The following is a 24,171-nucleotide window of genomic DNA, read 5'->3' as shown; positions in this document are numbered from 1 at the left end:
CTCAGTCCCATTTTTCCCCGCCGAGCGCGCCGGACGCCTCCAATTCCGCTCGCAACCCCGCATACGCCTCGCCGCGCCAAAACGCCGGCGAGGCGATCAGTTTGGCGGCATCGCGGTGAGCGACTTCGAAAATGCGATAATCGTGCACCGGGTCGCCATAGCGGAATTCCGGCAGACCGCTTTGCTTCGTGCCGAACACATCGCCCGGCCCGCGCAGCTCCAAATCTTTTTCCGCGAGCACAAACCCGTCCGTCGTTTCCGTCATGATCCGCATCCGTTCTTTGCCGATTTCGGACTTCGGATCGGCGATTAAAATGCAGTACGACTGCGCGTCGCCGCGGCCGACCCGGCCGCGCAGCTGGTGAAGCTGGGCCAATCCGAACCGTTCGGCGTCATAAATGACCATCACCGTCGCGTTTGGCACATTGACTCCGACTTCCACCACCGTCGTGGAAACGAGCACATGAATGCGGTTTTCGCTGAACGCGCGCATGACCGCCTCTTTTTCTTCCGGAGACAGCCGGCCGTGCATGAGCCCGACTTCGTATTTTCCGCGATAGTAATGGACGAGCTGGCTGTGAACGTCGATGGCGTTTTGCACATCGAGTTTTTCTGATTCTTCGATGAGCGGGCAAATGACATACGCCTGATGGCCGCGGCGCAATTCTTTTTCGATAAAATCGAGCACGCGCGCGAACTGATGATGCTTCACCCAATACGTCTCGACTTTTTTGCGCCCGGCCGGCATTTCGTCCAGCACCGATACGTCCATATCGCCAAATACTGTCATCGCGAGCGTGCGCGGGATCGGCGTTGCCGTCATCATCAATACGTCCGGCGCATGTCCTTTTTCGCGCAAAATGCGGCGCTGTTCGACACCAAAACGGTGCTGCTCATCGGTAATGACAAGGCCGAGGCGGTGAAACTGCACCCCTTCTTGGATTAAGGCGTGCGTGCCCACGACAATGTCAATCGTCCCTTCCTCGAGTTCAGCTAGCACTTCCTTGCGCCGTTTTCCTTTCACAGAGCTGGTCAACAGCGCCAAGGTGACATCGGTGCCGGCAAACAGCTCCGCGAGCGAACGGGCATGCTGTTCGGCCAAAATTTCCGTCGGCACCATCAGCGCTCCTTGAAACCGCGATAAGGCAGCCGCATACAAGGCAACGGCGGCGACGACCGTCTTGCCTGACCCGACATCGCCCTGCAAAAGCCGATTCATTTGCCGCGGCGCCCGCATATCGACCAAAATTTCATCGATGACCCGCCGCTGGGCGTTCGTAAGGGAAAACGGCAATCCGGCAAGAAACGAGGCGAGCTGTTCTTCCGAATACGAATGGGCGACGCCGCGCCGTTCGTCGCGCATGATTTTCCTTAGCGCCTGCATTTTCAACTGGTACAGCAAAAACTCCTCGTAGGCAAGCCGCCGCCGCGCCTGGTGCAGCTCTTCGCGCGAACGGGGAAAATGAAGGGCGCGAAGAGCTTCCTGCTTGTCAACGAGACGGTAGGCGCGGCGCAGCGCGGGCGGCAGCAGTTCAGGAATGTGCGAACCGAATTGGTCAAACGCCGCTTTCATCAGCCGGCGCATCATTTTAACCGTCAGCGGACTGCGCACGGAATAAACCGGCTCGATGCCCGTCGTCTCGGGCGCCGGTCCGAACCGGAGTTCGTACGCATTGATCGTCTGCCGGTGCCGATCCCATTTTCCGATCACGGTCACCGTTTCGTTGAGGGTGATTTTTTCCTTCAAATACGGGCGGTTGAAGCAAACGACGGTGATCAAATAGCGGTCGGCCAGCAGCCGAAAGGAAAGGCGCGATTTCTTCTTCCCGTAATACGTCAACACAGGCGCGCTATGCACTTTTCCTTCTACCGTCACCTTTTCCTCGTGCCGGACGGCGGCCAAATCTTTTTGCTCGTAATCGTCATATCGATACGGGGCATAAGCGAGCAGCTCGCCGACGGTGCGAATGCCGATGTCGGCGAGCGCCGCTGCCGTTTCCTCGCCAATGCCTTTGACCGCCGTCACCGGCTGTTGCATTGCTTCGCTCACTTTGTCGCCGCGGAAGCGCCGAAAATACGGGCCGCGATCGCACGGCCGGTCGGCGTGGCGGCCAACCCCCCTTGCGCTGTCTCTTTGAGCGCCACCGGCATGGCCGCGCCAATCCGATACATCGCTTCGATCACTTCATCGCACGGAATGCGGCTTTTGATGCCGGCTAGCGCCATATCGGCGGCGATCATGGCATTCGCCGCCCCCATCGCGTTCCGCTTTACACACGGCACCTCGACAAGGCCGGCGACCGGATCGCAAACCAAGCCGAGCATGTTTTTCAGCGCGATCGCCATCGCTTCCGCCGCTTGGCTCGGCGTTCCACCAGCCAGCTCAACGAGCGCTGCAGCGGCCATGCCCGCCGCTGAGCCCACCTCCGCCTGACAGCCGCCCGCCGCGCCGGAAATCGAAGCGTTATTGGCGACAACATAGCCGAACGCTCCGGCCGTAAACAGAAACTCGATCATTTCTTTGCGCGTCGGCCGCAGTTTTTCTTTCACAGCAAACAGCGTTCCCGGGACGACGCCGGCCGCTCCCGCCGTCGGCGTGGCGCAAATGACGCCCATCGCCGCGTTCACTTCGTTCGTTGCCATGGCTTTGCTGACGGCGTCCAAAATCGTTTCTCCAGACAAAAACCGCCCGGCTTCAATATAGCGTTGCATTCGCACCGCATCAAAACCAGTCAATCCGGAGCGGGACGACACCCCCTGCAAACCTCTTTCCACGGCGCGCTCCATAACGGACAAATGATGGTCCATTTGCGCGATCACGTCTTCCCGGCTCCGCCCGCTCACCTCGATTTCGTGGCGGATCATTACCTCAGCGATTTTCGTCTGCTCATTTTCCGCCAGCGCCACCAATTCAGCGACATTGCGAAACATGGATTCCCACCTGCCCTTTCGCAGCTAATCTCTGTTGCCGTTTGGCTTCCCTGTCGATATGAAATCGGTTTCGTTTTCATTCGTTGCCGATGTTCGCCCCAAGCGAGCTTCAAGCATCAGCGTGAAATGGAGTGCGCTTCAATCGGCCAGCTTTGCCACCTGCAAAATGTTCGGCAGCTGCTCCAGCTCTTGAATGAGATCATCGGTCAGCGGCTGATCGACTTCGATGGCCATGAGCGCTTCCTTTCCTTTTTCTTTGCGCGACACTTCCATATGCCCGATGTTAATGGCATGCTTCGCGAGCACGGAAGCGACTGCGCCGATCGTCCCATACCGGTCATTGTGCATAATCAAAAGCGCCGGATGATGGCCGGATAGTTTCAAGGCAAACCCGTTCAGCTCGACGATCTCGATTTTTCCGCCGCCAATCGAAATGCCGACCAATTCAAGCTCTCCGCGGTCATCGCCGATACAGAGGCGCGCCGTATTCGGATGGTGCGGAATCGCCTCTTCGGCCGAAAACGAGACGTCCAAGCCCTCGGCGCGCGCGATGTCCAGCGCCGCCGGCAGCCGTTCATCGAACGTGTCAAACCCGAGCAAGCCGGCGACAATGGCAACATCAGTGCCATGCCCGCGGTACGTTTCGGCAAACGATCCGTAAAACGAAACGCGCGCCCAAGACGGTTTGCGGCCGAATAGCTTATAAGCGACCAAGCCGATGCGCACCGCGCCGGCCGTATGTGAACTCGACGGCCCGACCATCACCGGGCCAATGATGTCAAAGACGCTTTTATATTTCATCTCTGCCATTCCCCCATGAAACCGAAAAAATAGAAGGGAAAAAAGCTCCCTTCTATCATTCTAACATATTATTCAACGGAAATGATAAACGGATACAGCGGCTGCTTTCCGTTATGCACTTCCACCTCAACCCCATCGTGTTCGTTTTCCAAATAAGCGATGACGGTCTCCACTTCCACTTCGGTCGCATCTTCGCCGTACAAAATCGTGACGATTTCGCTTTCCTCATCGATGAGCGCGTCTAAGAGGCGCTCGGTCACGGCCAATTTGTCTTTGTCGGCGGCGATGATGCGGTCATCCCACAGCCCCATGTAGTCGCCTTTTTTAATCTGTATGCCGTCTATCGTCGTATCGCGGACGGAAAACGTGACTTGCCCGGTTTTCACCTTCGCGAGCGCAGCGGTCATCGCCCGCTCGTTTTGCTCGGCTGATTGTTCGGGATGAAACGCGAGCAGCGCCGCTATTCCTTGGGGAACGGTTTTCGCCGGGATGACGATCACCCGGTGCTCAGACAGCTCAGCGGCCTGTCTTGCCGCCATCACGATGTTTTTGTTGTTCGGCAGCACAAACACCGTTTCGGCGTTCGCGCGCCGGATGGCTTCGGCGATTTCTTCCGTGCTCGGATTCATCGTCTGGCCGCCTTCAATCACTTCATGTGCGCCGATGCTCTGAAACAGCTCGGCCACTCCTTCTCCCATCGCCACGGCCACGATGCCATACGGCTTCGCCTCCTTTGCTGGGCCGGAGAGCGCTTTCGCCTCCCGGCCGACGATGTCGGCGTGCTGCTCGCGCATGTTTTCAATCTTAATGCGAATCAAGCTCCCGTAGCGCTGACCGTACGTTAACACCTCGCCTGGCGTCTCCGAATGGATGTGCACTTTGACAAGCTCATCGTCAGCGACAACGAGCAGCGAGTCGCCAAACCGGCTCAGCTCGCGGCGAAACGTTTCTTCCGAGAACGGCTGCCGCGCCAGCTTGTCCTGTTCTAGCCGAATCATGAATTCCGTGCAATAGCCGAACTCGATCTCATCAGTGTGAATATGGCTTTGTGCGCTTTGATGATGCGCGATTTTCACCAAATCGTCCATCGACGCTTCGGCGCGCGCCGCCCGGATGGTTTCCCCCTTCAAGGCGGCGAGAAACCCTTCATAAATGTACACCAGCCCTTGGCCGCCGCTGTCGACGACGCCGACTTCCTTCAAAATCGGCAGCAGCTCCGGCGTGCGTTTCAACGCCGCTTTCGCCTCGGCGAGCGCCGCTTCCATCACCGCGGCGACGTCGCGCTCTTTTTTCGCCACATCGACCGCTTTGCGGGCGGCTTCTTTGGCAACGGTGAGGATCGTCCCCTCAACCGGCTTCATCACCGCCTTGTAGGCCGTGTCCACTCCGGCTTGCAAAGCGGCGGCAAATTCGAAGCTGTTCACTTGCTGCTTGCCTTCAACCGCCTTGGCAAACCCGCGGAACAGCTGCGACAAAATGACGCCGGAATTGCCGCGCGCCCCCATCAATAGCCCTTTTGCCAGCGCTGCGGCGACGTTGCCGATATGGTTGGAGACGTTCGCCTTTACTTCCTTCGCTCCGGACGTCATCGACAAGTTCATGTTTGTTCCTGTATCGCCATCTGGAACCGGAAAGACGTTCAGCGCATCGACCGCTTTGGCGTTGTTCGCCAAATGGGCGGCTCCTTGCTCTACCATATCGGCAAACCGTCTTCCGTCAAGCGTCTTCAATGTCACCGGCTAATTCCTCCTTATTACTGATAACTATGGATTCGCCACTCGAACCCCTTGAACATAAATATTGATCGACTGAACGGCCAAGCCAAGCGTTTGATCAAGCGTGTACTTGACTTTCGATTGCACGTTGTGGGCGACTTCAGAAATTTTCGTTCCGTAGCTGACGATGATGTGCATATCGATATGCACTTCGCCGTTTTCTTCGCGAACGATGACGCCTTTGGCGAAGTTTTCGCGGCGCAATATGTCCGAAAGCCCATCGCGGATTTGATGTTTCGACGCCATTCCTACAATGCCATAGCAATCGACGGCTGCCCCCCCCGCGATCATCGCCACCACTTCATTGGCGACTTCGATGCGCCCGTATTTCGTTTGCCATTCGATCGACATGCTCGTTCCCCCTTTGCGTATCTCGCACAGCTACCTTTATTGTACTATAACGCCCTCTGTTTTCAAAGCGCTTCCCGGCCGCCCACTAGTATTATTTAGCCGAAAACGAAATGTCATGTCAAGGACATTTTCTTGAAAGAGTACGGCCTCGTCTATTGCAATGTCAGCCATTGTGTGGTACATTATAAAAGTGTCTTTAGAGCGATGCAAAAGCAAGGAGGGAACAACCAATGGCGAAATGCTTTGTCACCGGCAAGAAAAAGTCGTTCGGCAACACGCGTTCGCACGCCATGAACGCCAGCCGCCGCACGTGGAAAGCCAACCTGCAAAAAGTGCGCATTCTCGTTGACGGCAAACCGAAACGCGTTTGGGTTTCGGCGCGCGCCTTGAAATCCGGAAAAGTGAAACGCGTTTAACTCCAACAAAAAAAGCACCAAAAAATGGTGCTTTTTTCTTATCCTTTTTTAAACGCGTTCAACACCGCCCGCACAATTCCGCCCAAAAACTTTGGCAGCTTGATCGTATAAAACTTCATCCCGATTCCCTCCTCACAAATCATCACGAACTTCCCGCCATTCCCTTATCCAGTATATTCTCTGCCCACCCAATCGCAACTACAGGCAGCCGGAAAAATCGCTGCTCCTTATCATCATTAATATGCCTTCAGAAAATGAAAAAGTACCGGAAGATTGGATAAGTTCATTACTAATGCATAATGTCGAACCGCGGGAAATATGACTGTTGGTTAACGGATATTTAAATCCGGCGAGCGTAAGGCCGGCCACCGTCTCGGAAACCGGGATGTACGAGACGTAACGATGCCGCTCGTCCTTCAGCACGGTATGCGCACCGGGACGGTGAACGGTGATGACGTTTTGCCGGTCGATTAGCTCAATCGGCCGGCCAGCGTATTTGACGAGCAGCTCGACATTGCCGAACAAATGATCAAGCCGCCCGCCGGTCGCCCCGAACAGCCGAATGGGCCCGGCGGTTTGCTCGACCGCCCAATCGAGGGCGATCTCCATATCGGTTTTGTCTTTCTCCGCCGGCCAAATGTCCAGTTCCGGCAGCATCTCGCGCAACCGCACGAGCGCTTCGGACGACAGCGAATCAAAATCGCCAAACGCGCGCACCATTCGCAATCCGTGCTCGAGCAGCGTTTCTGCGCCACGGTCGACGCTGACCCATTGCACCTCCTTGCCATCATAAGCGCGCAAATCGGGAAGAAGTTCGCGCGGGCCGCCGCCGACAATATGAATCGGCATCATTCTCCCCTCCCTGAGCCAAACGAATTCTTGAAGGTTGGTGAAAAACGCTAATGGCGAACAAAATCGGATCGACCGTCATGGAAAACGAATTGTTGAAGGCTGGTGAAAAGCGGCTGTTGGCCTTGATCACCGATTGAAGGCGCGAGCATAGAGACTGATGCAACAAATTTTCTATTTGCGAAACGATTCCGAGAAGCGGCTGCGCGAGTCAATCCCTAGCCCCTTGGCCAGCCATCGCCAAGAGGGCCGGGAAAAACGGTGATGGTCGCCAAATCAAAACGATCGGACCAACGGTGATGGAAAAGAACACGTCGCTTCACGGCGCCATGTTTCATTTTGCACAGGCGGCGCGAATCGCGCCAATGGCGGCCGCCCGATCGGAAGCGTTGAAGATGGCCGACCCGGCGACGAGCACATTGGCTCCCGCCTCAACGCAAAGCGGCGCTGTTTCCGCGCGAATGCCGCCGTCCACTTCGATATCCACTGCCTTGTTTTGTTCCCGAGCCATGCGCGCAACATCGCGAATTTTCGACACGACCGTTGGAAGAAACGCCTGTCCGCCAAAGCCCGGATTGACGGTCATCAACAAGACGAGGTCGACCTCAGCGATCACATGGCGGATCATTTCGACCGGCGTATGCGGATTGATCACCACTCCGGCTTTGACCCCTTGCTCTTTGATCAATTGAATCGTCCGATGCAAATGCGGGCATGCCTCCACATGGACGGAAATGAGATCGGCGCCGGCGTCGGCGAACGCCGGAATATAGCGATCCGGTTCGGCAATCATCAAATGGACATCGAGCGGAAGCTTCGTCACGGGGCGAATGGCGGCCACAACCGGCGGACCGATCGTCAAGTTCGGCACAAAGTGTCCGTCCATCACGTCAACATGAATCCAGTCGGCCCCGCCTTCCTCCACGGAGCGGATTTCTTCCGCCAAGCGGGCAAAATCGGCCGACAAAATCGATGGGGCAATTCGGATCATCGTTCAATACCTCGGCTTTCGTTCTTTCATTTCTGAAATAAAACTTAAATAATGGTCATAGCGGTACGGGGCGATGTCGCCGGCTGCCGCCGCCTCGCGCACCGCGCACTTCGGCTCGGCGACATGGAGGCAGCCGCGGAACTTGCAGTCCGCACCGTACACCCGAAATTCCGGAAAATAGTGCGGCAACTCATCGAGCGTCAGATGATCAAATTCCAAGGCGCTAAACCCTGGCGTGTCAGCGACAAGCCCGCCGGCCACCTCAAGCAGCTCGACATGGCGGGTCGTATGCCGTCCGCGCCCCAAATGGGACGAGATATCGCCGGTTTTTAAACGCAAATCCGGACGAAGCGCGTTCAGCAGCGATGACTTGCCGACGCCAGACTGCCCGGCGACGACCGAGACGCGGCCGCGAAGGCGCGCCGCCAGTTCATCGAGACCGCCCTTGGTCACCGCCGACGTTTCGATCACCTCATAGCCAATGCAGCGATAGTCGCGCACGTAACGGGCGATCGTCTCTTTCGTCTCGCCATCGAGCAAGTCCGTTTTGCTAATGACAATGATCGGCGTAATGTTCTTTGATTCAACGAGGACGAGAAAGCGGTCGAGCAGCTTCGCGCTGAAATCCGGTTGAACAGCAGAAAAGACCAAAATCGCTTGCTCGACGTTGGCGATCGGCGGCCGCACAAGCTCATTTTGCCGCTCGGCAATCTCCAAAATATAGCCTTCCGTTTCACTCGTTGCCTGAAAGATGACGCGGTCGCCGACAAGCGGCGTCACCTTTTGTTTGCGAAACACGCCGCGCCCCCGACATTGAAAGACGCGGCCTTCAGACAAAACGTAGTAAAATCCGCTTAATGCTTTCATGATTTGTCCTTCCGCCATAGCCTCACCTCTTTTTCTCATCGCCTTCTGGATAAGGAATCGATCCTTCCTCCTTCACCACCTGATTGACAATCACGCGATAGTAAGCCGCCTCGCCATAAGGAATGTGAAACTCCACCGTCTCCGTCACCGGTTTGGTCAATCGGTACGTTTTGTATGGCGTTGTCATATTATGGTTGGCATCTTGAATGTAGAGTTGCGCTTCCACCGTTTGCCCTTCTGCTGTCGGTTCGTACGGGATGGTAAGCTCTTTGATCACCGTTTTCGTCGGTTTTGGTTCCGGGCCGCGGGAAATGACGACCGTGACGGTGTCGCCTTTTTCCAACCGCTCTCCCGCCGCTGGGGTTTGCGATATAACGAGCCCCTCGGGCACCTCATCGGAATGCTCATACTTGATTTCGATGCGCAGCCCTTGGTCTTCGCCGTAATCGCGCACACTCTTTTCCGTATAGCCGGTCAAATCTTTGAGCGCCACTTTTTCCGGTCCGAGGCTGACGGTAAACATCACTTCGGTTTCATCCGGTACGACTTTGTCCCCGGCGTACGGGTATTGATCCAAAATCGTTCCTTCCGGCTTGTCGCTGTAGCGGCCGTTGCGCGTGATGCGAGAGAACCCTTCGGCGCGCAGCTCGGCCTCGGCCGCAGCGATGTCATCCCCAATAAAACTCGGAAATTCGATTTTCTTTTTTCCGGAGCTTTTATAAATGGTGACACCCGCCCCTTGTTTGACGGTCATACCGGCCTCCGGGCTCGTGCGCACCACTTTCCCTTCTTCGATCGTGTCGCTTTCGACATCAATCGTATCTTTGATCTCGAGGCCGAGCGCCGACAGCCGCTCAACCGCTTCATCATAATCTTTGTTGACGACGTTCGGCATCGTCACTTCTTTTGGAAAAACGAGGTCTGGAATCCACGTGAGCGCGCTCACAGCAGCGGCGCCAAGCAACAAAAGAATCGCCGCCAGCCAAGCGGCCCACTTCCACTTCCGTTTTCTGTTCGGCTTTGGCTGCTCGTCTTGTTGGGCCGATTCCGGCGCGGTTTTCTCAGCAGCAAACGTCTCCTGCGCGGACGCGGCGCTCTCTTTATCCTTAATAATCGGAACGGCTTTGGTCGCTTCCTCGCCGTCGTCGGGAATCGTAAATTTCGCCTCATTGCGCCGGCTTGGGTCGAGCGCCGTTCGGATATCTTCATTCATTTCCCGCGCCGATGGATAGCGATAAAACGGATCTTTGGCCATCGCTTTTAAAACGATATTCTCGACGCTTTGGGGAATCTCCGGATTCCACGCCCGCGGCGACGGCGTTTCTGCCTGCAAGTGCTTCAGCACGATGGACACGGCCGATTCGCCGGAAAACGGGAGCCGTCCGGTGAGAAGCTCAAACATGACGACCCCGAGCGAATAAATGTCCGACTTTTCCGTGGCGATGCCGCCGCGCGCCTGCTCCGGCGACAAATAATGGACCGAACCGAGCACGGAGTTCGTCTGTGTAATCGTTGTTCCGCTCATGGCCACAGCGATGCCAAAGTCCGTCACTTTCACACGGCCGTGCTCGTCAAGCAAAATGTTTTGCGGCTTAATATCGCGGTGAATGATGCCGTTCTCATGCGCGTGGGCGATCGCCGAGGTCAGCTGATCCATGATGCTAAGCGCCTGTTCGACCGGAAGCGGAGCGTGCTGCTGAATGTATTGCTTGAGCGTCGAGCCCTGCACATATTCCATGACGATATAATAGACGCCTTCTTCTTCGCCGACGTCATAAATGGAGACGATATGCTCATGGTTCAAGCTCGTCGCCGCCTGCGCTTCGCAGCGAAACCACTTGATAAACCGGTCATCGTTGGCAAAATCAAGCCGGAGCACTTTGACGGCGACATCGCGCTCCAAAATGATGTCGCGCGCTAAATACACGTTAGCCATTCCGCCGCCGCCGATGAGGCTGATAATTTTATAGCGGTCATTCAGTCGTTTTCCAATGAGCACCATGATCACCCGCCTTCACGTTCCGCTGAAAAATCGATGACCGCCAGCGAAATGTTGTCTTCCCCGCCCCGCTCATTGGCTAGGTGGATGAGCGCCTCCGCTTTTTCCTCGAGCGTGCGGCCGCTTGTCAACGTATGGAGTAGGTCGGCTTCGGTCACTTTGTTGGACAAACCGTCCGAGCACAAAAGGAGCAAATCCCCCTCATCGATGGAAATCGTTTTGACGTCCAGCTTCACCATCGGCTCAGTGCCAAGCGCCCGCAAGAGCACGTTTTTGCGCGGATGATGCTCGGCGTCTTCCTTGGAAATTTGCCCGCTTTTGACAAGCTCGTTGACAAGGGAATGGTCATCCGTCAGCTGCTGAATTCCGCTTTGATTCAACAAATAGCAACGGCTGTCGCCGATATGGGCGATCGTGACAAACGCGTCGGCGCAAATCGCGCCGACGATCGTCGTCCCCATGCCTTGACATTCCGGATGCGAAAGCGCATGCCGAAACAGCTGGGCGTTGGCCGCCTCAATCTGCGTCTTGAGCCATTGCTCGGCCTCGGTCGGTGACGAAAGGCCGGGCGCTTCCTCCCACTGCGCCTGCAAATACGCCACCGCCATCGAGCTGGCCACATCGCCGGCTCGGTGGCCGCCCATCCCGTCGGCAACGACCGCTAAATATTGGCCGCTTTGATTGACAAACACACCGCCGCTGTCTTCGTTATGTTCGCGAATTTGCCCGATATCGGTTCGGAAAACGGCTCGCATCCGATTCACCTCGTCTCTTCTTTTCGCTCCTTCGCGCGAAGCTGTCCGCAGGCGGCATCGATGTCATGTCCGTGTTCGCGACGAATGGTCACGTTAATTCCATGTTTTTTCAACGCCCGTTCAAAGGCGAAAATTTGACTGCGCGGCGTGCGCACATAGTTGCGCTCCGGCACGTAGTTGACCGGAATTAAGTTCACATGGCATTTCAGCCCTTTGATCAGCTCGGCCAGCTGCTCCGCATGCTCAAGCTGGTCGTTCACCCCACCGAACAATCCGTACTCAAACGTCACGCGCCGGCCGGTTTTTTCAATGTAATACCGAATGGCCTCCATCAGCTTCGGCAACGGATACGCCTTATTGATCGGCATAAGCTTCGTCCGCAGCTCAGTCGTCGGCGCGTGCAGCGAGACGGCGAAATTCACTTGCATCCCTTCATCGGCAAATTGGTAAATTTTCGGGATGATGCCGCTCGTGGAGACAGTAATATGACGAGCGCCGATGTTCAGCCCTTTCGGATGATTGACAATGCGCAAAAACGTCATCAGCGCGTCATAGTTGTCAAACGGCTCGCCGATGCCCATCACGACGATGCTGCTGACGCGCTCGCCTGTTTCATCGAGCGCCTTTTGCACTTGCACGACTTGGGCGACGATTTCGCCCGCCTCTAAATGGCGTTTCAGTCCGCCAAGCGTCGAGGCGCAAAACGTACAGCCGATGCGGCACCCGACTTGCGTCGTCACGCACACGGAATTCCCGTAGTTATGGCGCATGAGCACCGTCTCGATCGAATAGCCGTCATGCAGTTCAAACAAAAATTTGATCGTCCCATCTTTTGATGTCTGCTTCACAATCGTTTTCAATGTGGTGATGGAAAACGACGCGGCGAGCTGTTCGCGCAGCCGTTTGGGCAAGTTCGTCATCTCCGCAAAGTCGGTGACGCGCTTTTCGTACAGCCATTCGTAAATTTGTGTGGCACGAAACGGCTTTTCGCCGTGAGAGACAAGCCATTCTTTCAGTTCGTCAAGCGTCAGTGAATAAATCGACGGCAGCTGCGGCAACTGCTCTTCGCCGGTGGGCCGGCGGGCAGCTGGATGAACAATTTCCATTTTTTACACCTTCTTTCGTAACCGGGCGATAAAAAACCCGTCAGAATCAAAATGATGCGGCAGCAACTGAAGCATGCCGCCTTTCCCATGCGGCCGCACCGGTTCGGGCAGCCGTTCGAGGAGGCCAGCATCAAGGAAAAAGTCCGGATGGTCGGCCAAAAAACGGGTGATCGCGTCTTCGTTTTCCTCGCGCTCGACCGTGCATGTGCTGTAGACAAGCGCGCCCCCTTTTTTCAACAGCGGAGCGGCGGCCCGCAAAATGGCTTGCTGAATGTCGACAAGCGCCGCGACATCGTCTTTCCCTTTCGTATACTTGATTTCCGGCTTGCGGCGGATGACGCCGAATCCGGTGCACGGCGCATCGACTAAAATGCGGTCAAACGACTCGGGAGCGAACCGCTCGCCGAGCCGACGGCTGTCAAGAGCGAGCGCCGTGATATTGTCAAGGCCGAGCCGTTGCGCCTGCTGCTCAATGAGCTTCACTTTATGCTCGTGAATGTCGACGGCGACCACTTCGCCGCGGCCGTCCATCCGTTCGGCGATATGGGTCGTTTTCCCGCCCGGCGCCGCGCAGCAGTCGAGCACTCGCTCGCCGGGGGCCGGATCGAGCGCTCGGGCGACAAGCATCGAGCTTTCATCTTGAATCGTCAGCCAGCCGGCGCGAAACGCCTCCGTATGGGCTAAATTCCCTTTTTCCGCGCGAATGGCTTCCGGGGCGAGTTGACCTTGAACGGCCTTCACTCCTTCGCTGTCAAGCCGCTCAAGCGCCTCCTCTACCGTTGCCTTCAACCGGTTGACGCGGGCGGTCGATTGCGGCGGGCGCAAATTCGTCTCGCACATGCGCGCCGCCTCATCAAAGCCGTATTGTTCGATCCAGCGCCGGACGAGCCACTCCGGATGGCTCGTCGCGACGGCGAGCCGCTTTCCGGGATCGTGAATCGCATCAAGCGACGGCAGCCCCTCGCGGCCGATGGCGCGCAAAACGCCGTTCACGAGCGAAGCGATGCCGCGATGGCCGCGCCGCTTGGCGATTTCCACCGCTTCAAAAATGGCGGCGCGATCCGGAACGCGGTCCAAATAGACCATTTGGTACAAGGTCAGGCGAAGAAGCACCCGCACCCATGGCTCAAGACGGCGCGCCTTGCGCAAAAACGGCGTCAAATAATAGTCGAGCGTATCGCGCCGCTGCACCGTGCCGTACACGATTTCCGTCAGCAGCGCCGCATCGCGCCCGTCAAGACGCCCTTTCCGGATGGCGTCATTCAGCTGCAAATGGCTGTAGGCTCCGTTTTGTTCGATAGCTAACAGCGTCGTTAAAGCGAGTTCACGTACGTTCATTGTCCTCTCCTAGCTTCATGCCGACCGCCAGCCGGCTGCCGGCGCCGCGCAAAAACTCGCCGGCGGCCATCCGCTTTTTGCCGGCCGGCTGCAATTCAGTAATTTTAATGGCCGTCTCATTGCCGGTCGCAACGACGATGCCATCGTCCTCCAGCGCCACCATCGTCCCCGGCGGCGCTAGGCTTGGCGCCGGCACTTTTTCCCCCCACCAAATTTTCCAGACGTTCCCGCCGTAGGTCGTATACGTGACCGGCCACGGGCAGAAGGCGCGGATATGGTTGTAAATGGCCTCGCCCGGCTGCGTCCAGTCAATCCGCTCTTGTTCGCGCCGGATATTCGGGGCATAGGTCGCCTTCTCTTCGTCTTGCGGAACGGGCGTGACGGCACCTTCGAGCAAAAGCGGGAGCGTTTCTGATAATAGTTTCGCCCCGGCGGCGCTCAATTTATCATGAAGCGTGCCGACAGTATCGGTTTCTGCAATCGGCACCTCGACTTGCGCCAGCATGTCGCCGGCATCGAGCCGCTCGACCATGTACATGATCGTAACGCCCGTTTTCGTTTTTCCTTGCCAAATGGCGTAATGGATCGGCGCTCCCCCGCGCAGCTCAGGAAGAAGCGAGGCGTGAACGTTGATGCAGCCGTATTTGGGCGCATCGAGCAGCGCTTTCGGCAAAATTTGCCCAAACGCCGCTGTCACGATCAAGTCAGGCGCGAACGCCAGCACTTGTTCGTATTGTTCCGGGTCGCGAACTTTCGTCGGCTGCAACACCGGAATACCGTGCTTCTCTGCTTCCACCTTGACCGGCGGCGGAACGAGCTCGCGCTTTCGCCCTTTCGGCTTGTCCGGCTGGGTGACAACGGCTGCCACCCGATACCCGTCATCAAGCAGCTGCCGCAAAATCGGCACGGCAAAGTCAGGCGTTCCCATAAAGACAATGTTCGTCATTGGCATCTATCCTTCCAATTCTTCAAGATCGCAGTAACGGATCACTTTTGAGGTAAACAGCACGCCGTGCAAATGGTCGATTTCATGCTGAAGCGCGCGGGCCAAAAAGCCGGTCGCAGAGATAGTAAACAGGCGACCGCGCCGGTTTTGCGCCCGCACGTTCACGTACTCGGCGCGCGGCACTTCGCCAAACAGCCCTGGAAAGCTCAAGCAGCCTTCAACATCCACTTGTTCGCCGCGCGCCTCGACAATGACCGGATTGATGAGCTCAATCCGGCCGTGCTCATCGCCGACATCGACGACAGCCACCCGTTTGGCGATGCCGACTTGCGGAGCGGCGAGCCCGACTCCATCAGCAGCCAGCATCGTTTCATACATATCGTCAAGCAGCCGGCCGAGCTGGCGATCAAAGGCGGTCACCGGCGCGCACGGCTGTTCTAAAATCGGATTCGGATACGTCACAATCGGCAAAATCGACAACGCCATTCCTCCATTGTTCACATCATCATGTAAGGGTTCATATCGACGGTGATGGTGACGCCGCCATGGGCGGCATCCGTCTGATAACGGTCGATCACCGCTTTGAGCGCAGCTGACAAATTCGGTTCCCGCTTGTATTTTATCATGCATTGGTAGCGATATCGATCGTGAAGGCGGGCGAGCGGCGAAGCGACCGGTCCGAGAATGATCGCTTCGTTCGACAGCTGCTTGCGCAAATAGCCGGCGATTTTCTCCGCCGCTTTGGCCGCGGCCGGCGCTTCTTGATGAGCGGCCGTGATGAGCGTCAAATAGTAATAAGGCGGATAGCCGTGGGCTTTGCGCAGCGCCATCTCGCGCCGATAAAACGAACGGTAGTCATGGCGGGCGGCCAATTGAATGCTGTAGTGATCCGGCGTGTACGTTTGAATCACGACTTGGCCGGGCAGCTCGTGCCGTCCGGCGCGCCCGCTCACTTGCGTCAGCAGCTGGAACGTTTTCTCAGCAGCCCGGAAATCGGGCAGATGAAGCATCGTATCGGCGGCGAGCACGCCAACGAGCGTCACGTCAGGAAAATCAAGCCCTTTGGCGATCATTTGCGTGCCGAGCAAAATATCGGCTTCTTTCGCGGCAAAGCGGGACAACAGCTCCTCATGCGCCCCTTTCCGCCCGGTCGTATCGACGTCCATCCGGATGACGCGCGCCTTTGGCAGCAACTTTGCCAACTCTTCTTCCACCTTTTGCGTGCCGGTGCCGAAAAAGCGGAGATGCTCCCCTCCGCACGACGGACAGCGAGGGACAAGCGGCTCTTCATGGCCGCAATAATGGCATTTCATCCGCTCTCCGGCGCGATGATACGTCAGCGAAATGTCGCAATGCGGACAACGGACGACATAGCCGCAGCTGCGGCACATGACAAACGTCGAATAGCCGCGCCGGTTTAAAAACAGTACCGCCTGCTCCCCACGATCCAGCCGAAGGCGCAACTCATCAAGCAATCGCCGCGAAAACATCGAGCGATTGCCGCTGCGCAGCTCCTCGCGCATATCGACCACATGAACGTCCGGCAAGGCGCGGTCGGCCACCCGCTCCGGCAGTTCGAGCAGCTCATACACCCCTTTGGCGGCGCGAGCGAACGTCTCGAGCGACGGGGTGGCGCTGCCGAGCACGACCGGACAGCCGTGGCGACGAGCGCGGTAAATGGCGACATCGCGGGCATGGTAGCGCGGCATCTCCTCTTGCTTATAGCTCGTCTCATGCTCCTCATCGATAATGATCATCCCTAAGTTTTCAAACGGGGCGAACACCGCCGAGCGCGCGCCGACGACAAGCTGCACCTCTTTGCGATGAATTTTCCGCCATTCGTCATATTTTTCGCCGACCGACAGCCCGCTGTGAAGCACCGCTACTTTCGGGCCAAACCGGCTTTTGAAGCGCTCAACCATTTGCGGCGTCAGCGAAATTTCCGGCACGAGCACGATCGCCTCTTTTCCTTGGCGCAACACTTCTTCGATCGCCTGCATATACACTTCCGTCTTTCCGCTGCCGGTGACGCCGTAAAGCAAAAACGTGCGATGTTCCCCGGCGCGCACTGAAGCGGTGATCTTCGCCAACGCTTGCGCCTGCGCCGGGGTGAGCGCCAGCGGCTCGCTCGGCTGAAACGTGCGATGCGCATAGGGATCGCGATACACTTCGACATCGCGAACAACAACCAATCCTTTCTCCACAAGCGCCTTCAGCGGGGCAGAGGAAATGCCGAGTGTTGCTTGCAGTTTGGCAATGGGGACCGCTTCCCCCCGCTTGAGCAAAAACGACACCGCTTCCTTTTGCCGCGCCGGCAGCGAATGAAGCGCCTGTTCCGCCTGTTCGGCCGAAACGGCAAGAGCGGCGGACTTCACCATTTTCTTCCCCGCTTTGTCTTTCACGTTATAAACGGCTTCGAGCACGCCTTGCTGCACCGCTTTTTGCGCCGCGCGCCATAAACCGGCGGCCTCAACCTCGTTCCACGCCACTTCCGTCCGTCCGGCAAACAGCGACTTCAACTCATCGGGAAGCTCGCCCCGTCTTTCCTCTTCTGCCAAACGGAGCACCTTCTCATATTTCGCTCGCATCGCCGCCGGCAGCATCGCCTGATAGGCGGAGATGGCAAAACAAAGCGTCGTTTCCGTCAAATGGCGGCCAAGATCAAGCAGCTCGCCGTTTAACACCGGCACGACATCAAGCACCTCTTCAATCGCCTTCAATGACTCGATCTCAGAATGATCTTTTACGTCCACAACAAATCCTTGCAACCGCCGCGCCCCAAACGGCACCGTCACCCGCATGCCCGGCTGAATCACGCCGCGCCAGCGTTCAGGAATCAAGTAGTCAAACGGACGGTCCGTCTGCCGTGTCGGAACGTCGACAATGACCGCTGCCACTTTCATTGAATCCCCTCGATATAGGCATGAATTTCTTTTAAAATTTCCACCGCCGCCTCGCGCTTGGACAGTAGAGGCAATCGGCGGACGGCGCCGTCACGGCGGAAAATGGTGACGATGTTCGTATCGCCGGCAAACCCCGCTCCCTCTTCGGTGACATCGTTGGCGACGACCAAGTCAAGCCGCTTTTCTTCCAGCTTTTTTCGCGCGTACTGTTCAAGATGGTCCGTCTCGGCGGCGAAACCGACTAAAATCTGGCTTGTTTTTCGCTCACCAAGCGCTTTCAAGATGTCCACGGTCCGCTCCATCTCGACCACATAGTCCCCTGGCTGCTTTTTGATTTTAGAGGCCGCCACATATTTGGGCCGATAATCGGCGACCGCCGCCGCTTTGATCACAATGTCCGTATCGGCAAAGCGGGATGACACGGCTTCATACATTTCTTCCGCCGATTCGACCATCACCGTCTCGACGCCATCCGGCGCAGAAAGCGCCGTCGGACCTGAAACAAGCGTCACCGAGGCGCCAAAGCGAGCCGCCGCTTCAGCGATGGCATAGCCCATTTTGCCGCTCGAATAATTGGAAAAATAGCGGACCGGATCAAGCCGCTCCCTTGTCGGCCCAGCGGTGACAAGGATGCGTCGACCGCGAAACAGCGGCGGATCATCAGCGAAAAACCGCTCGATATGGGCGATGATTTTCTCCGGCTCCTCCAGCCGCCCTTTGCCGATATAGCCGCACGCCAAATAGCCTTCCGACGGCTCGATAAACCGGTAGCCGAATTGGTAGAGCCGCTCGATGTTGGCTTGGACGGCCGGATGCTCGTACATATGGACGTTCATCGCCGGAGCGATCCAGACGGGCGCTTTCGTCGCCAAAATCGTCGTCGTCACCATATTGTCAGCGAGGCCGGCAGCCAGCTTGGCGATCGTATTGGCCGTCGCCGGGGCGATGAGAACGAGGTCGGCCCAATCGGCCAAATCGATATGAGCGATAACGGCCGGATTGTTTTCCGTGAACGTGTCGACATACACTTCTTGACGCGACAATGCTTGAAACGTCAGCGGCGTAATGAACTGGCACGCCCCTTCGGTCATGATCACTTTCACTTCGGCGCCGCGCTGGGTGAGCTGGCTGGTGAGCACCGCCGCCTTATAGGCCGCGACCCCTCCGGTGACGCATAACAAAATATGTTTTCCCCTAATCATCTCGGCCACCTCTCCATCTTAAAAAAATAACAACCTAACAGCTAGGTTGTTATTTTTCTTCCACTAATTCGACCTTGTCGCTGGCGATCTCCTCAAGCGCTTGGCCGACGAATTTTTTCGACACCGGCTTTTTCACCGTCAGCTCCGCGCCGTCTTGAAGCTCGCGCGCCCGCTTGGCCACCACGGTGACGAGCTTATACTTTGAATCGACTTTTTGCATCAGCAAATCGATGGAAGGGTACAACATCGTCATTCCACCTCCAACATTCGTTTATAGCGTTTGGCGACGCGCTCCCGCCGACAATGCTCGGCGATGACGATCGCCTTGATCCGGTCGCAGGCGAGCTCCACTTCATCGTTCTCCACGACGTAGTCATACTCGTCCATCATTTCTAGCTCCTCCCTCGCCGCCCGCAGCCGGTTTTCAATAAGCTCTTTCGATTCGGTGCCGCGCCCGACGATCCGCTTCTCAAGCTCCTTGAGGCTTGGCGGCGCGAGGAAAATGAAGAGCGCTTCCGGAAACGCCCGCCGCACTTTCATCGCCCCTTGCACTTCGATCTCCAAAAACACGTCTTTCCCTTCGGCGAGCGTTTTCTCCACGTAGTCGATCGGCGTGCCATAGTAGTTGCCGACGTATTCCGCCCACTCGAGCAGCTTGTTTTCGCGGATCATTTGTTCAAACTGCTCGCGCGTGCGGAAGAAGTAATCGACGCCTTCCACTTCGCCTTCGCGCGGCTTACGCGTCGTGACCGACACCGAATAATGAAGATTGATGTCCGGCCGCGAAAACAGCGCTTTGCGCACCGTTCCTTTGCCGACGCCGGACGGCCCTGACATGACGATCAATAGTCCCCGTTCGTTTTTCAACGTCCCAAACCCTGCCCTTCCTCGGAAAAATCATCGCTTCCGTATAAACGATTCGCCACCGTTTCCGGCTGCACGGACGACAAAATGACGTGATCGCTGTCCATGATGATGACGGCGCGCGTCCTCCGCCCGTGCGTTGCGTCAACGAGCTTGCCGTTTTCCCGCGCATCCTGAATGATCCGCTTAATCGGCGCCGAATCGGGGCTGACAATCGTAATGATGCGGGCGGCTGACACCATATTTCCGTACCCGATGTTGATGAATTTCACCATGACACGCCCACCTGCCATATTCGATATTGTTGCCGCCGGCAAGCTGTTTTAAACCGTTATTCGACTATTCGACGTTTTGCACCTGTTCTTTCATCTTCTCGATCGCGCTTTTCATCTCCACGACTTGCGCGGCAATGAAGCTGTCGTTCGCCTTGGCGCCGATCGTGTTCACTTCCCGGTTCAGCTCCTGCACCAAAAAATCGAGCTTCCGCCCAACCGGTTCGTCCATTTCTAAGGCGTCCGCCATTTGCGCCAAATGGCTGCGAATGCGTTTCAACTCCTCATGAATGTCCGCCTTTTCGGCAAACACCGCCACTTCGGCGAGCAAGCGCGCTTCATCGATCGGAGCGGGCACCCATTCGCGCAGGCGGCGCTCAAGCCGCTCACGGTATTGTTCCATGACAAGCGGCACCCGCTGTTCAATGGCGACAACGCTCGCTTCAATTTCTCGGAAACGCTCCCGCAAATCGGCAGCGAGCGCCTCCCCTTCGCGCCGACGCATAGCGGCAAGCGCCTTGGCCGCCTCATCGACCGCTGCCAACAGCAGCGGCTCAACCTCTTCATTGCCGCTTTCCTCTTCAATCACTTCCACGACTCCGTCCAACCGAAACAGATCGGCTGCCGTCACGCCGCCGTCTAGAGCGAACCGCCTTGCTGCCTCTTCGCAGCCGGCGCGATACTGCGAAAGCAGCTCCCAATCGATATGTATGCGCCGCTTGACCAGCCCGTCGCCGGCGATCGTGACGAACACTTCCACTTTTCCGCGCCGCACGTACGATGAAATTGCTTTTTTTATTTTATCCTCAAACACGAGCCATTGTCTAGGGAGGCGGATGGAAATTTCGCAAAACCGATGGTTGACGGATTTCATTTCCACCGCCACCGTCAAACGGTCTGTTTTTTTCGTGCTCGCGCCAAAGCCAGTCATGCTGTAAACCATGCCATCACATCCGTTGCTGTCATGATGAAAAAGAAAAGGTCATAGAGCTTGCCTCTATCACCTTTTTCATTATACCATAACCACGTTTTATTTTCTCGCCCGAAACGAGCCAGCAAACAAAAATGTCGGCAAGGCGGACAGACCGACGATGAGCAGCCAATCGACCGCGGCGAGCGGCTTCGTATGGAACACCGCAGCGAGCGGCGGATAGTAGATGACAACCAATAGCAAGGCAAGCGACACGGCCACCGCCGCGACAAGATACATGTTCCCGAATGGACTGCGGTCAAAAATCGAACGATCGCAGCGGCAGTCAAACACATGGATGAGCTGCGCCAGCACCAACGTCGCAAACGCCGCCGTCTGGGCGTAAACGAGATCCTCGCCGCTCCGTTCATAGGCCGTCAAAAACGCGGCCAACGTCACCGCGCCGATCAAAACGCCGCGACTTATGATTTTCCAGCCGAGCCCACGCGCGAACACCCCTTCATCGGGGCGGCGCGGCGGCCGCTTCATCACGTTTTCTTCCGGCCGGTCGAGCCCGAGCGCCATCGCTGGTAAACCGTCGGTGACAAGATTGACCCACAAAATTTGAATCGGCACGAGCGGCAGCGGCAACGCCAGCAGCATCGCAAACAACATGACAAGAATTTCCCCGACGTTCGAGGCGAGCAAGTAGCGGATAAACTTGCGAATGTTTTCGTAAATGTTGCGGCCTTCTTCAATCGCAGCCTCAATCGTCGCAAAGTTGTCATCCAACAAAACGAGCGACGCCGCCTCTTTCGCCACTTCTGTCCCCGATCGGCCCATAGCGACGCCAATATCGGCTGCTTTCAGCGCAGGCGCATCATTCACCCCGTCCCCGGTCATCGCGACGATATGGCCGCGCCGTTTGAGAGCGTTGACGATTTTCAGCTTATGCTCCGGAGCAACGCGGGCGAACACGTAAATGTCATCGACAGCGCGTTCCAACTCATCGACCGATAGCTTCGAAAGCGTCGTCCCGTCCATCACTTTGCCGCCGGGCGGGAGCACGCCCAGCTGTTTGGCGATGGCGGTGGCGGTCAACACGTGGTCACCGGTGATCATCACCGTTTTCATGCCTGCTTCTTTGCAGCGCGCCACCGCTTGCTTCACCTCAGGCCGCGGCGGATCGATCATGCCGGCGACGCCGAGGAACCGCAGCTTTGTTTCCGCCTCCTTCTCCGACACGATCCGTTCTGTCTCCGCAAGCGGCCGGTACGCGACGGCAATCGTGCGCAAGGCGGAAGACGCCATCTGGCGAATCGCCTTCTCAATCGTCTCTTTCCAAGCCGGCGTCAGCACCTGTTCGCGGCCGTTCCATTCAAGGCGGTCCGCCCGCTCAAGCAGCACATCGGGCGCCCCTTTTGTCACGACCAACCGGCGGCCGTTTCGGTCGCGAACGATCACCGTCATCATTTTTCGCTCCGAATCAAACGGAAACTCCTGCTCGACCGTATACTCACGCCAAACCATTCCTTTCGCCAATCCCGCTTTCGCCGCCGCAACGAGCAGCGCCCCTTCGGTCGGATCGCCGTCGACATAGCGCCGCCCGTTTTCCTCTTTCAACTCCGAACGATTGCAAAGCACCGCCATCGTCAATAGGCGGGCGATCTCGGGAACGCGGGTTGGATCCACCGCCCGGCCCCGTTCGGAAAACTCGCCGGCCATGTCAAAGCCAACGCCGCTGACCGCAAATGTCCGTCCGCCTGCCCATACTTGCGTGACGGTCATCATGTTTTCCGTCATCGTCCCCGTTTTGTCGGAACAAATGACCGAAGCGCAGCCGAGCGTTTCCACCGCCGGAAGCTTGCGGACGATGGCGTTTCGTTTGATCATCCGCTGCACGCCAAGCGCCAAGACGACCGTCACAATGGCCGGCAACCCTTCGGGAATAGCGGCAACAGCGAGCGATACGCCGGCCAAAAACATTTCATACACGTCGTGTCCTTGAACGACCCCGACGGCCACCACCATGGCCGTCAGCGCCAAGGCGACGACAAGCAAAATTTTCCCAAGCTGCTCGAGCCGGCGCTGAAGCGGGGTTGCTCCCGCATCCGCCTCTTCAAGCATCGTCGCGATTTGCCCCATCGCCGTTTTCATCCCCGTGGCGATGACAATCCCGATCCCGTTCCCTCTTGTCACGAGCGTCCCCATAAACGCCATATTGTGCAAATCACCCAACGACGCCTGGGCGGTGCGCAGAGGGGCAGCCGATTTGGCCACCGGCACCGATTCGCCCGTCAGCGCCGACTCCTCGATTTCCAAGCCGGCTGCCTCAATCAAGCGGACGTCGGCCCCGACCCGGTCGCCGCTTGCCAGCCGCACCACATCGCCGACAACAAGCTCGCGCGCCGGGACTTTCACCCACTCCCCGCCGCGCAGCACCACCGCTTGCGGCGCCGACAACCGTTTTAAAGCAGCGAGCGACTTTTCCGCCCGCCGCTCTTGGATAAACCCGAGGATGGCGTTCATGATCACGATGACGACAATCGCCACCGCATCGACGTACTCGCCCAAAAACGCGGAAATCACCGTTGCCAACAGCAACACCAACACCATAAAATCTTGAAACTGGCGAAAAAAGACGACGATGGCTGACTCCTTCTTCCCTTCCGCCAGCTCATTGTACCCGAACTGCCGCAGCCGCTTTTCCGCCTCCGCTGCGGTAAGCCCGGTCTTGACGTTCGTCTTCGTTTCGTGCGCGACATCGCTGGCCGCGAGCGTATGCCACTGCATTAGTCTCCCCCTCCGTCCTCTCCGTCTTTTCAGCGCACTGTTTCCGCTTTTCTATGCTTATTCACTCCTGTCCAAAAAAATGATCGATTGGGCGGCATAAAC

At 57.2% G+C, this 24,171-nt stretch carries 23 protein-coding genes; 1 reads left to right on the top strand and 22 read right to left on the bottom strand.

All coding sequences use genetic code 11. The features are described 5' to 3' along the window. Nucleotide 1: 1 nt before the first annotated feature. From recG to ACTVIM_RS05755, 5 genes are all read right to left on the bottom strand, one after another. Complete coding sequence (recG, locus tag ACTVIM_RS05775) at nucleotides 2-2,050, bottom strand: ATP-dependent DNA helicase RecG (RefSeq protein WP_033022929.1); 2,049 nt, start codon at nucleotides 2,048-2,050, stop codon at nucleotides 2-4. Continuing rightward, nucleotides 2,047-2,931 carry an L-serine ammonia-lyase, iron-sulfur-dependent, subunit alpha gene (sdaAA, locus tag ACTVIM_RS05770; RefSeq protein ID WP_033022926.1) on the bottom strand — a complete coding sequence of 295 codons (885 nt, stop codon included), beginning with the start codon at nucleotides 2,929-2,931 and terminating at the stop codon, nucleotides 2,047-2,049. Before sdaAA ends, recG begins: the two co-directional genes overlap by 4 nt. Before the next feature lie 138 nt (nucleotides 2,932-3,069). Continuing rightward, nucleotides 3,070-3,732, bottom strand: a complete 663-nt coding sequence (gene sdaAB / locus ACTVIM_RS05765) for an L-serine ammonia-lyase, iron-sulfur-dependent subunit beta (RefSeq protein ID WP_033022925.1) — start codon at nucleotides 3,730-3,732, stop codon at nucleotides 3,070-3,072. A gap of 68 nt (nucleotides 3,733-3,800) precedes the next feature. Further along, nucleotides 3,801-5,468 (bottom strand): DAK2 domain-containing protein, encoded by a 1,668-nt coding sequence (locus ACTVIM_RS05760; protein ID WP_033022923.1) that lies wholly within the window; start codon nucleotides 5,466-5,468, stop codon nucleotides 3,801-3,803. A gap of 27 nt (nucleotides 5,469-5,495) precedes the next feature. Next, nucleotides 5,496-5,858 (bottom strand): Asp23/Gls24 family envelope stress response protein, encoded by a 363-nt coding sequence (locus ACTVIM_RS05755; RefSeq protein WP_033022916.1) that lies wholly within the window; start codon nucleotides 5,856-5,858, stop codon nucleotides 5,496-5,498. Between the two features lie 230 nt (nucleotides 5,859-6,088). Here ACTVIM_RS05755 and rpmB point away from each other — a divergent pair, with 230 nt between their 5' ends. Beyond that, complete coding sequence (gene rpmB / locus ACTVIM_RS05750; RefSeq protein WP_033022914.1) at nucleotides 6,089-6,274, top strand: 50S ribosomal protein L28; 186 nt, start codon at nucleotides 6,089-6,091, stop codon at nucleotides 6,272-6,274. A 38-nt stretch (nucleotides 6,275-6,312) separates the two neighbouring features. On the opposite strand, the gene spoVM is transcribed toward rpmB, so the two are convergent. From spoVM to ACTVIM_RS05665, 17 genes are all read right to left on the bottom strand, one after another. After that, the gene (gene spoVM, locus ACTVIM_RS05745) at nucleotides 6,313-6,393 is read right to left on the bottom strand and encodes a stage V sporulation protein SpoVM (protein ID WP_033011182.1); all 81 of its coding nucleotides are present in this window, start codon (nucleotides 6,391-6,393) and stop codon (nucleotides 6,313-6,315) included. Between the two features lie 79 nt (nucleotides 6,394-6,472). Beyond that, nucleotides 6,473-7,123 (bottom strand): thiamine diphosphokinase, encoded by a 651-nt coding sequence (locus ACTVIM_RS05740; RefSeq protein ID WP_033022913.1) that lies wholly within the window; start codon nucleotides 7,121-7,123, stop codon nucleotides 6,473-6,475. 334 nt (nucleotides 7,124-7,457) lie between these two features. Then, nucleotides 7,458-8,114 carry a ribulose-phosphate 3-epimerase gene (rpe, locus tag ACTVIM_RS05735; RefSeq protein ID WP_033022912.1) on the bottom strand — a complete coding sequence of 219 codons (657 nt, stop codon included), beginning with the start codon at nucleotides 8,112-8,114 and terminating at the stop codon, nucleotides 7,458-7,460. Between the two features lie 3 nt (nucleotides 8,115-8,117). Then, entirely contained in the window at nucleotides 8,118-8,999 is an 882-nt protein-coding gene (gene rsgA / locus ACTVIM_RS05730; RefSeq protein WP_033022911.1) for a ribosome small subunit-dependent GTPase A, read from the bottom strand. Nucleotides 9,000-9,003: 4 nt separating this feature from the next. Then, nucleotides 9,004-10,980, bottom strand: coding sequence for a Stk1 family PASTA domain-containing Ser/Thr kinase (pknB, locus tag ACTVIM_RS05725; RefSeq protein WP_445614314.1), 1,977 nt, complete (start codon nucleotides 10,978-10,980; stop codon nucleotides 9,004-9,006). Between the two features lie 5 nt (nucleotides 10,981-10,985). After that, nucleotides 10,986-11,735, bottom strand: a complete 750-nt coding sequence (locus tag ACTVIM_RS05720; RefSeq protein ID WP_033022905.1) for a Stp1/IreP family PP2C-type Ser/Thr phosphatase — start codon at nucleotides 11,733-11,735, stop codon at nucleotides 10,986-10,988. Between the two features lie 5 nt (nucleotides 11,736-11,740). After that, entirely contained in the window at nucleotides 11,741-12,841 is a 1,101-nt protein-coding gene (rlmN, locus tag ACTVIM_RS05715; RefSeq protein WP_033022904.1) for a 23S rRNA (adenine(2503)-C(2))-methyltransferase RlmN, read from the bottom strand. Between the two features lie 3 nt (nucleotides 12,842-12,844). Further along, nucleotides 12,845-14,179, bottom strand: coding sequence for a 16S rRNA (cytosine(967)-C(5))-methyltransferase RsmB (gene rsmB / locus ACTVIM_RS05710; protein WP_033843494.1), 1,335 nt, complete (start codon nucleotides 14,177-14,179; stop codon nucleotides 12,845-12,847). Continuing rightward, nucleotides 14,166-15,125, bottom strand: a complete 960-nt coding sequence (gene fmt / locus ACTVIM_RS05705) for a methionyl-tRNA formyltransferase (protein WP_033017967.1) — start codon at nucleotides 15,123-15,125, stop codon at nucleotides 14,166-14,168. Before fmt ends, rsmB begins: the two co-directional genes overlap by 14 nt. Nucleotides 15,126-15,131: 6 nt before the next feature. Then, nucleotides 15,132-15,605 carry a peptide deformylase gene (def, locus tag ACTVIM_RS05700; RefSeq protein WP_033017971.1) on the bottom strand — a complete coding sequence of 158 codons (474 nt, stop codon included), beginning with the start codon at nucleotides 15,603-15,605 and terminating at the stop codon, nucleotides 15,132-15,134. Between the two features lie 17 nt (nucleotides 15,606-15,622). Further along, complete coding sequence (gene priA, locus ACTVIM_RS05695; protein WP_033017965.1) at nucleotides 15,623-18,028, bottom strand: primosomal protein N'; 2,406 nt, start codon at nucleotides 18,026-18,028, stop codon at nucleotides 15,623-15,625. Then, nucleotides 18,025-19,230, bottom strand: a complete 1,206-nt coding sequence (coaBC, locus tag ACTVIM_RS05690) for a bifunctional phosphopantothenoylcysteine decarboxylase/phosphopantothenate--cysteine ligase CoaBC (protein WP_033017963.1) — start codon at nucleotides 19,228-19,230, stop codon at nucleotides 18,025-18,027. The genes priA and coaBC overlap by 4 nt, the downstream gene beginning before the upstream one ends. Nucleotides 19,231-19,279: 49 nt before the next feature. Beyond that, nucleotides 19,280-19,477 (bottom strand): DNA-directed RNA polymerase subunit omega, encoded by a 198-nt coding sequence (gene rpoZ, locus ACTVIM_RS05685; RefSeq protein WP_033017962.1) that lies wholly within the window; start codon nucleotides 19,475-19,477, stop codon nucleotides 19,280-19,282. A gap of 2 nt (nucleotides 19,478-19,479) precedes the next feature. Then, nucleotides 19,480-20,097, bottom strand: a complete 618-nt coding sequence (gene gmk, locus ACTVIM_RS05680; RefSeq protein ID WP_033017960.1) for a guanylate kinase — start codon at nucleotides 20,095-20,097, stop codon at nucleotides 19,480-19,482. Beyond that, a complete protein-coding gene (gene remA / locus ACTVIM_RS05675) occupies nucleotides 20,094-20,387 on the bottom strand; it encodes an extracellular matrix/biofilm regulator RemA (RefSeq protein ID WP_033017959.1) in 294 nt (97 codons plus the stop codon). Before remA ends, gmk begins: the two co-directional genes overlap by 4 nt. Nucleotides 20,388-20,433: 46 nt before the next feature. Then, nucleotides 20,434-21,309, bottom strand: coding sequence for a YicC/YloC family endoribonuclease (locus ACTVIM_RS05670; RefSeq protein WP_033017958.1), 876 nt, complete (start codon nucleotides 21,307-21,309; stop codon nucleotides 20,434-20,436). A gap of 87 nt (nucleotides 21,310-21,396) precedes the next feature. Further along, nucleotides 21,397-24,069 carry a calcium-translocating P-type ATPase, SERCA-type gene (locus ACTVIM_RS05665; RefSeq protein ID WP_033017957.1) on the bottom strand — a complete coding sequence of 891 codons (2,673 nt, stop codon included), beginning with the start codon at nucleotides 24,067-24,069 and terminating at the stop codon, nucleotides 21,397-21,399. Nucleotides 24,070-24,171: the final 102 nt, after the last annotated feature.

It is taken from the genome of Geobacillus sp. YF-1, from assembly GCF_052692335.1.
Note: the sequence above shows the minus strand (reverse complement) of the source record. Positions and strands in the feature narration are given on the sequence as shown.

Coding starts and splice junctions, on each gene's coding strand:
- ACTVIM_RS05755 (WP_033022916.1), bottom strand. CDS start 5,858: ATGTCGATCGAATGGCAAACGAAATACGGGCGCATCGAAGTCGCCAAT.
- rsmB (WP_033843494.1), bottom strand. CDS start 14,179: ATGAACGTACGTGAACTCGCTTTAACGACGCTGTTAGCTATCGAACAA.
- sdaAA (WP_033022926.1), bottom strand. CDS start 2,931: ATGTTTCGCAATGTCGCTGAATTGGTGGCGCTGGCGGAAAATGAGCAG.
- spoVM (WP_033011182.1), bottom strand. CDS start 6,393: ATGAAGTTTTATACGATCAAGCTGCCAAAGTTTTTGGGCGGAATTGTG.
- ACTVIM_RS05720 (WP_033022905.1), bottom strand. CDS start 11,735: ATGCGAGCCGTTTTCCGAACCGATATCGGGCAAATTCGCGAACATAAC.
- rpmB (WP_033022914.1), top strand. CDS start 6,089: ATGGCGAAATGCTTTGTCACCGGCAAGAAAAAGTCGTTCGGCAACACG.
- sdaAB (WP_033022925.1), bottom strand. CDS start 3,732: ATGAAATATAAAAGCGTCTTTGACATCATTGGCCCGGTGATGGTCGGG.
- ACTVIM_RS05740 (WP_033022913.1), bottom strand. CDS start 7,123: ATGCCGATTCATATTGTCGGCGGCGGCCCGCGCGAACTTCTTCCCGAT.
- rpe (WP_033022912.1), bottom strand. CDS start 8,114: ATGATCCGAATTGCCCCATCGATTTTGTCGGCCGATTTTGCCCGCTTG.
- rpoZ (WP_033017962.1), bottom strand. CDS start 19,477: ATGTTGTACCCTTCCATCGATTTGCTGATGCAAAAAGTCGATTCAAAG.
- fmt (WP_033017967.1), bottom strand. CDS start 15,125: ATGACGAACATTGTCTTTATGGGAACGCCTGACTTTGCCGTGCCGATT.
- rsgA (WP_033022911.1), bottom strand. CDS start 8,999: ATGGCGGAAGGACAAATCATGAAAGCATTAAGCGGATTTTACTACGTT.
- rlmN (WP_033022904.1), bottom strand. CDS start 12,841: ATGGAAATTGTTCATCCAGCTGCCCGCCGGCCCACCGGCGAAGAGCAG.
- coaBC (WP_033017963.1), bottom strand. CDS start 19,230: ATGATTAGGGGAAAACATATTTTGTTATGCGTCACCGGAGGGGTCGCG.
- ACTVIM_RS05665 (WP_033017957.1), bottom strand. CDS start 24,069: ATGCAGTGGCATACGCTCGCGGCCAGCGATGTCGCGCACGAAACGAAG.
- remA (WP_033017959.1), bottom strand. CDS start 20,387: ATGGCAGGTGGGCGTGTCATGGTGAAATTCATCAACATCGGGTACGGA.
- priA (WP_033017965.1), bottom strand. CDS start 18,028: ATGAAAGTGGCAGCGGTCATTGTCGACGTTCCGACACGGCAGACGGAC.
- ACTVIM_RS05670 (WP_033017958.1), bottom strand. CDS start 21,309: ATGGTTTACAGCATGACTGGCTTTGGCGCGAGCACGAAAAAAACAGAC.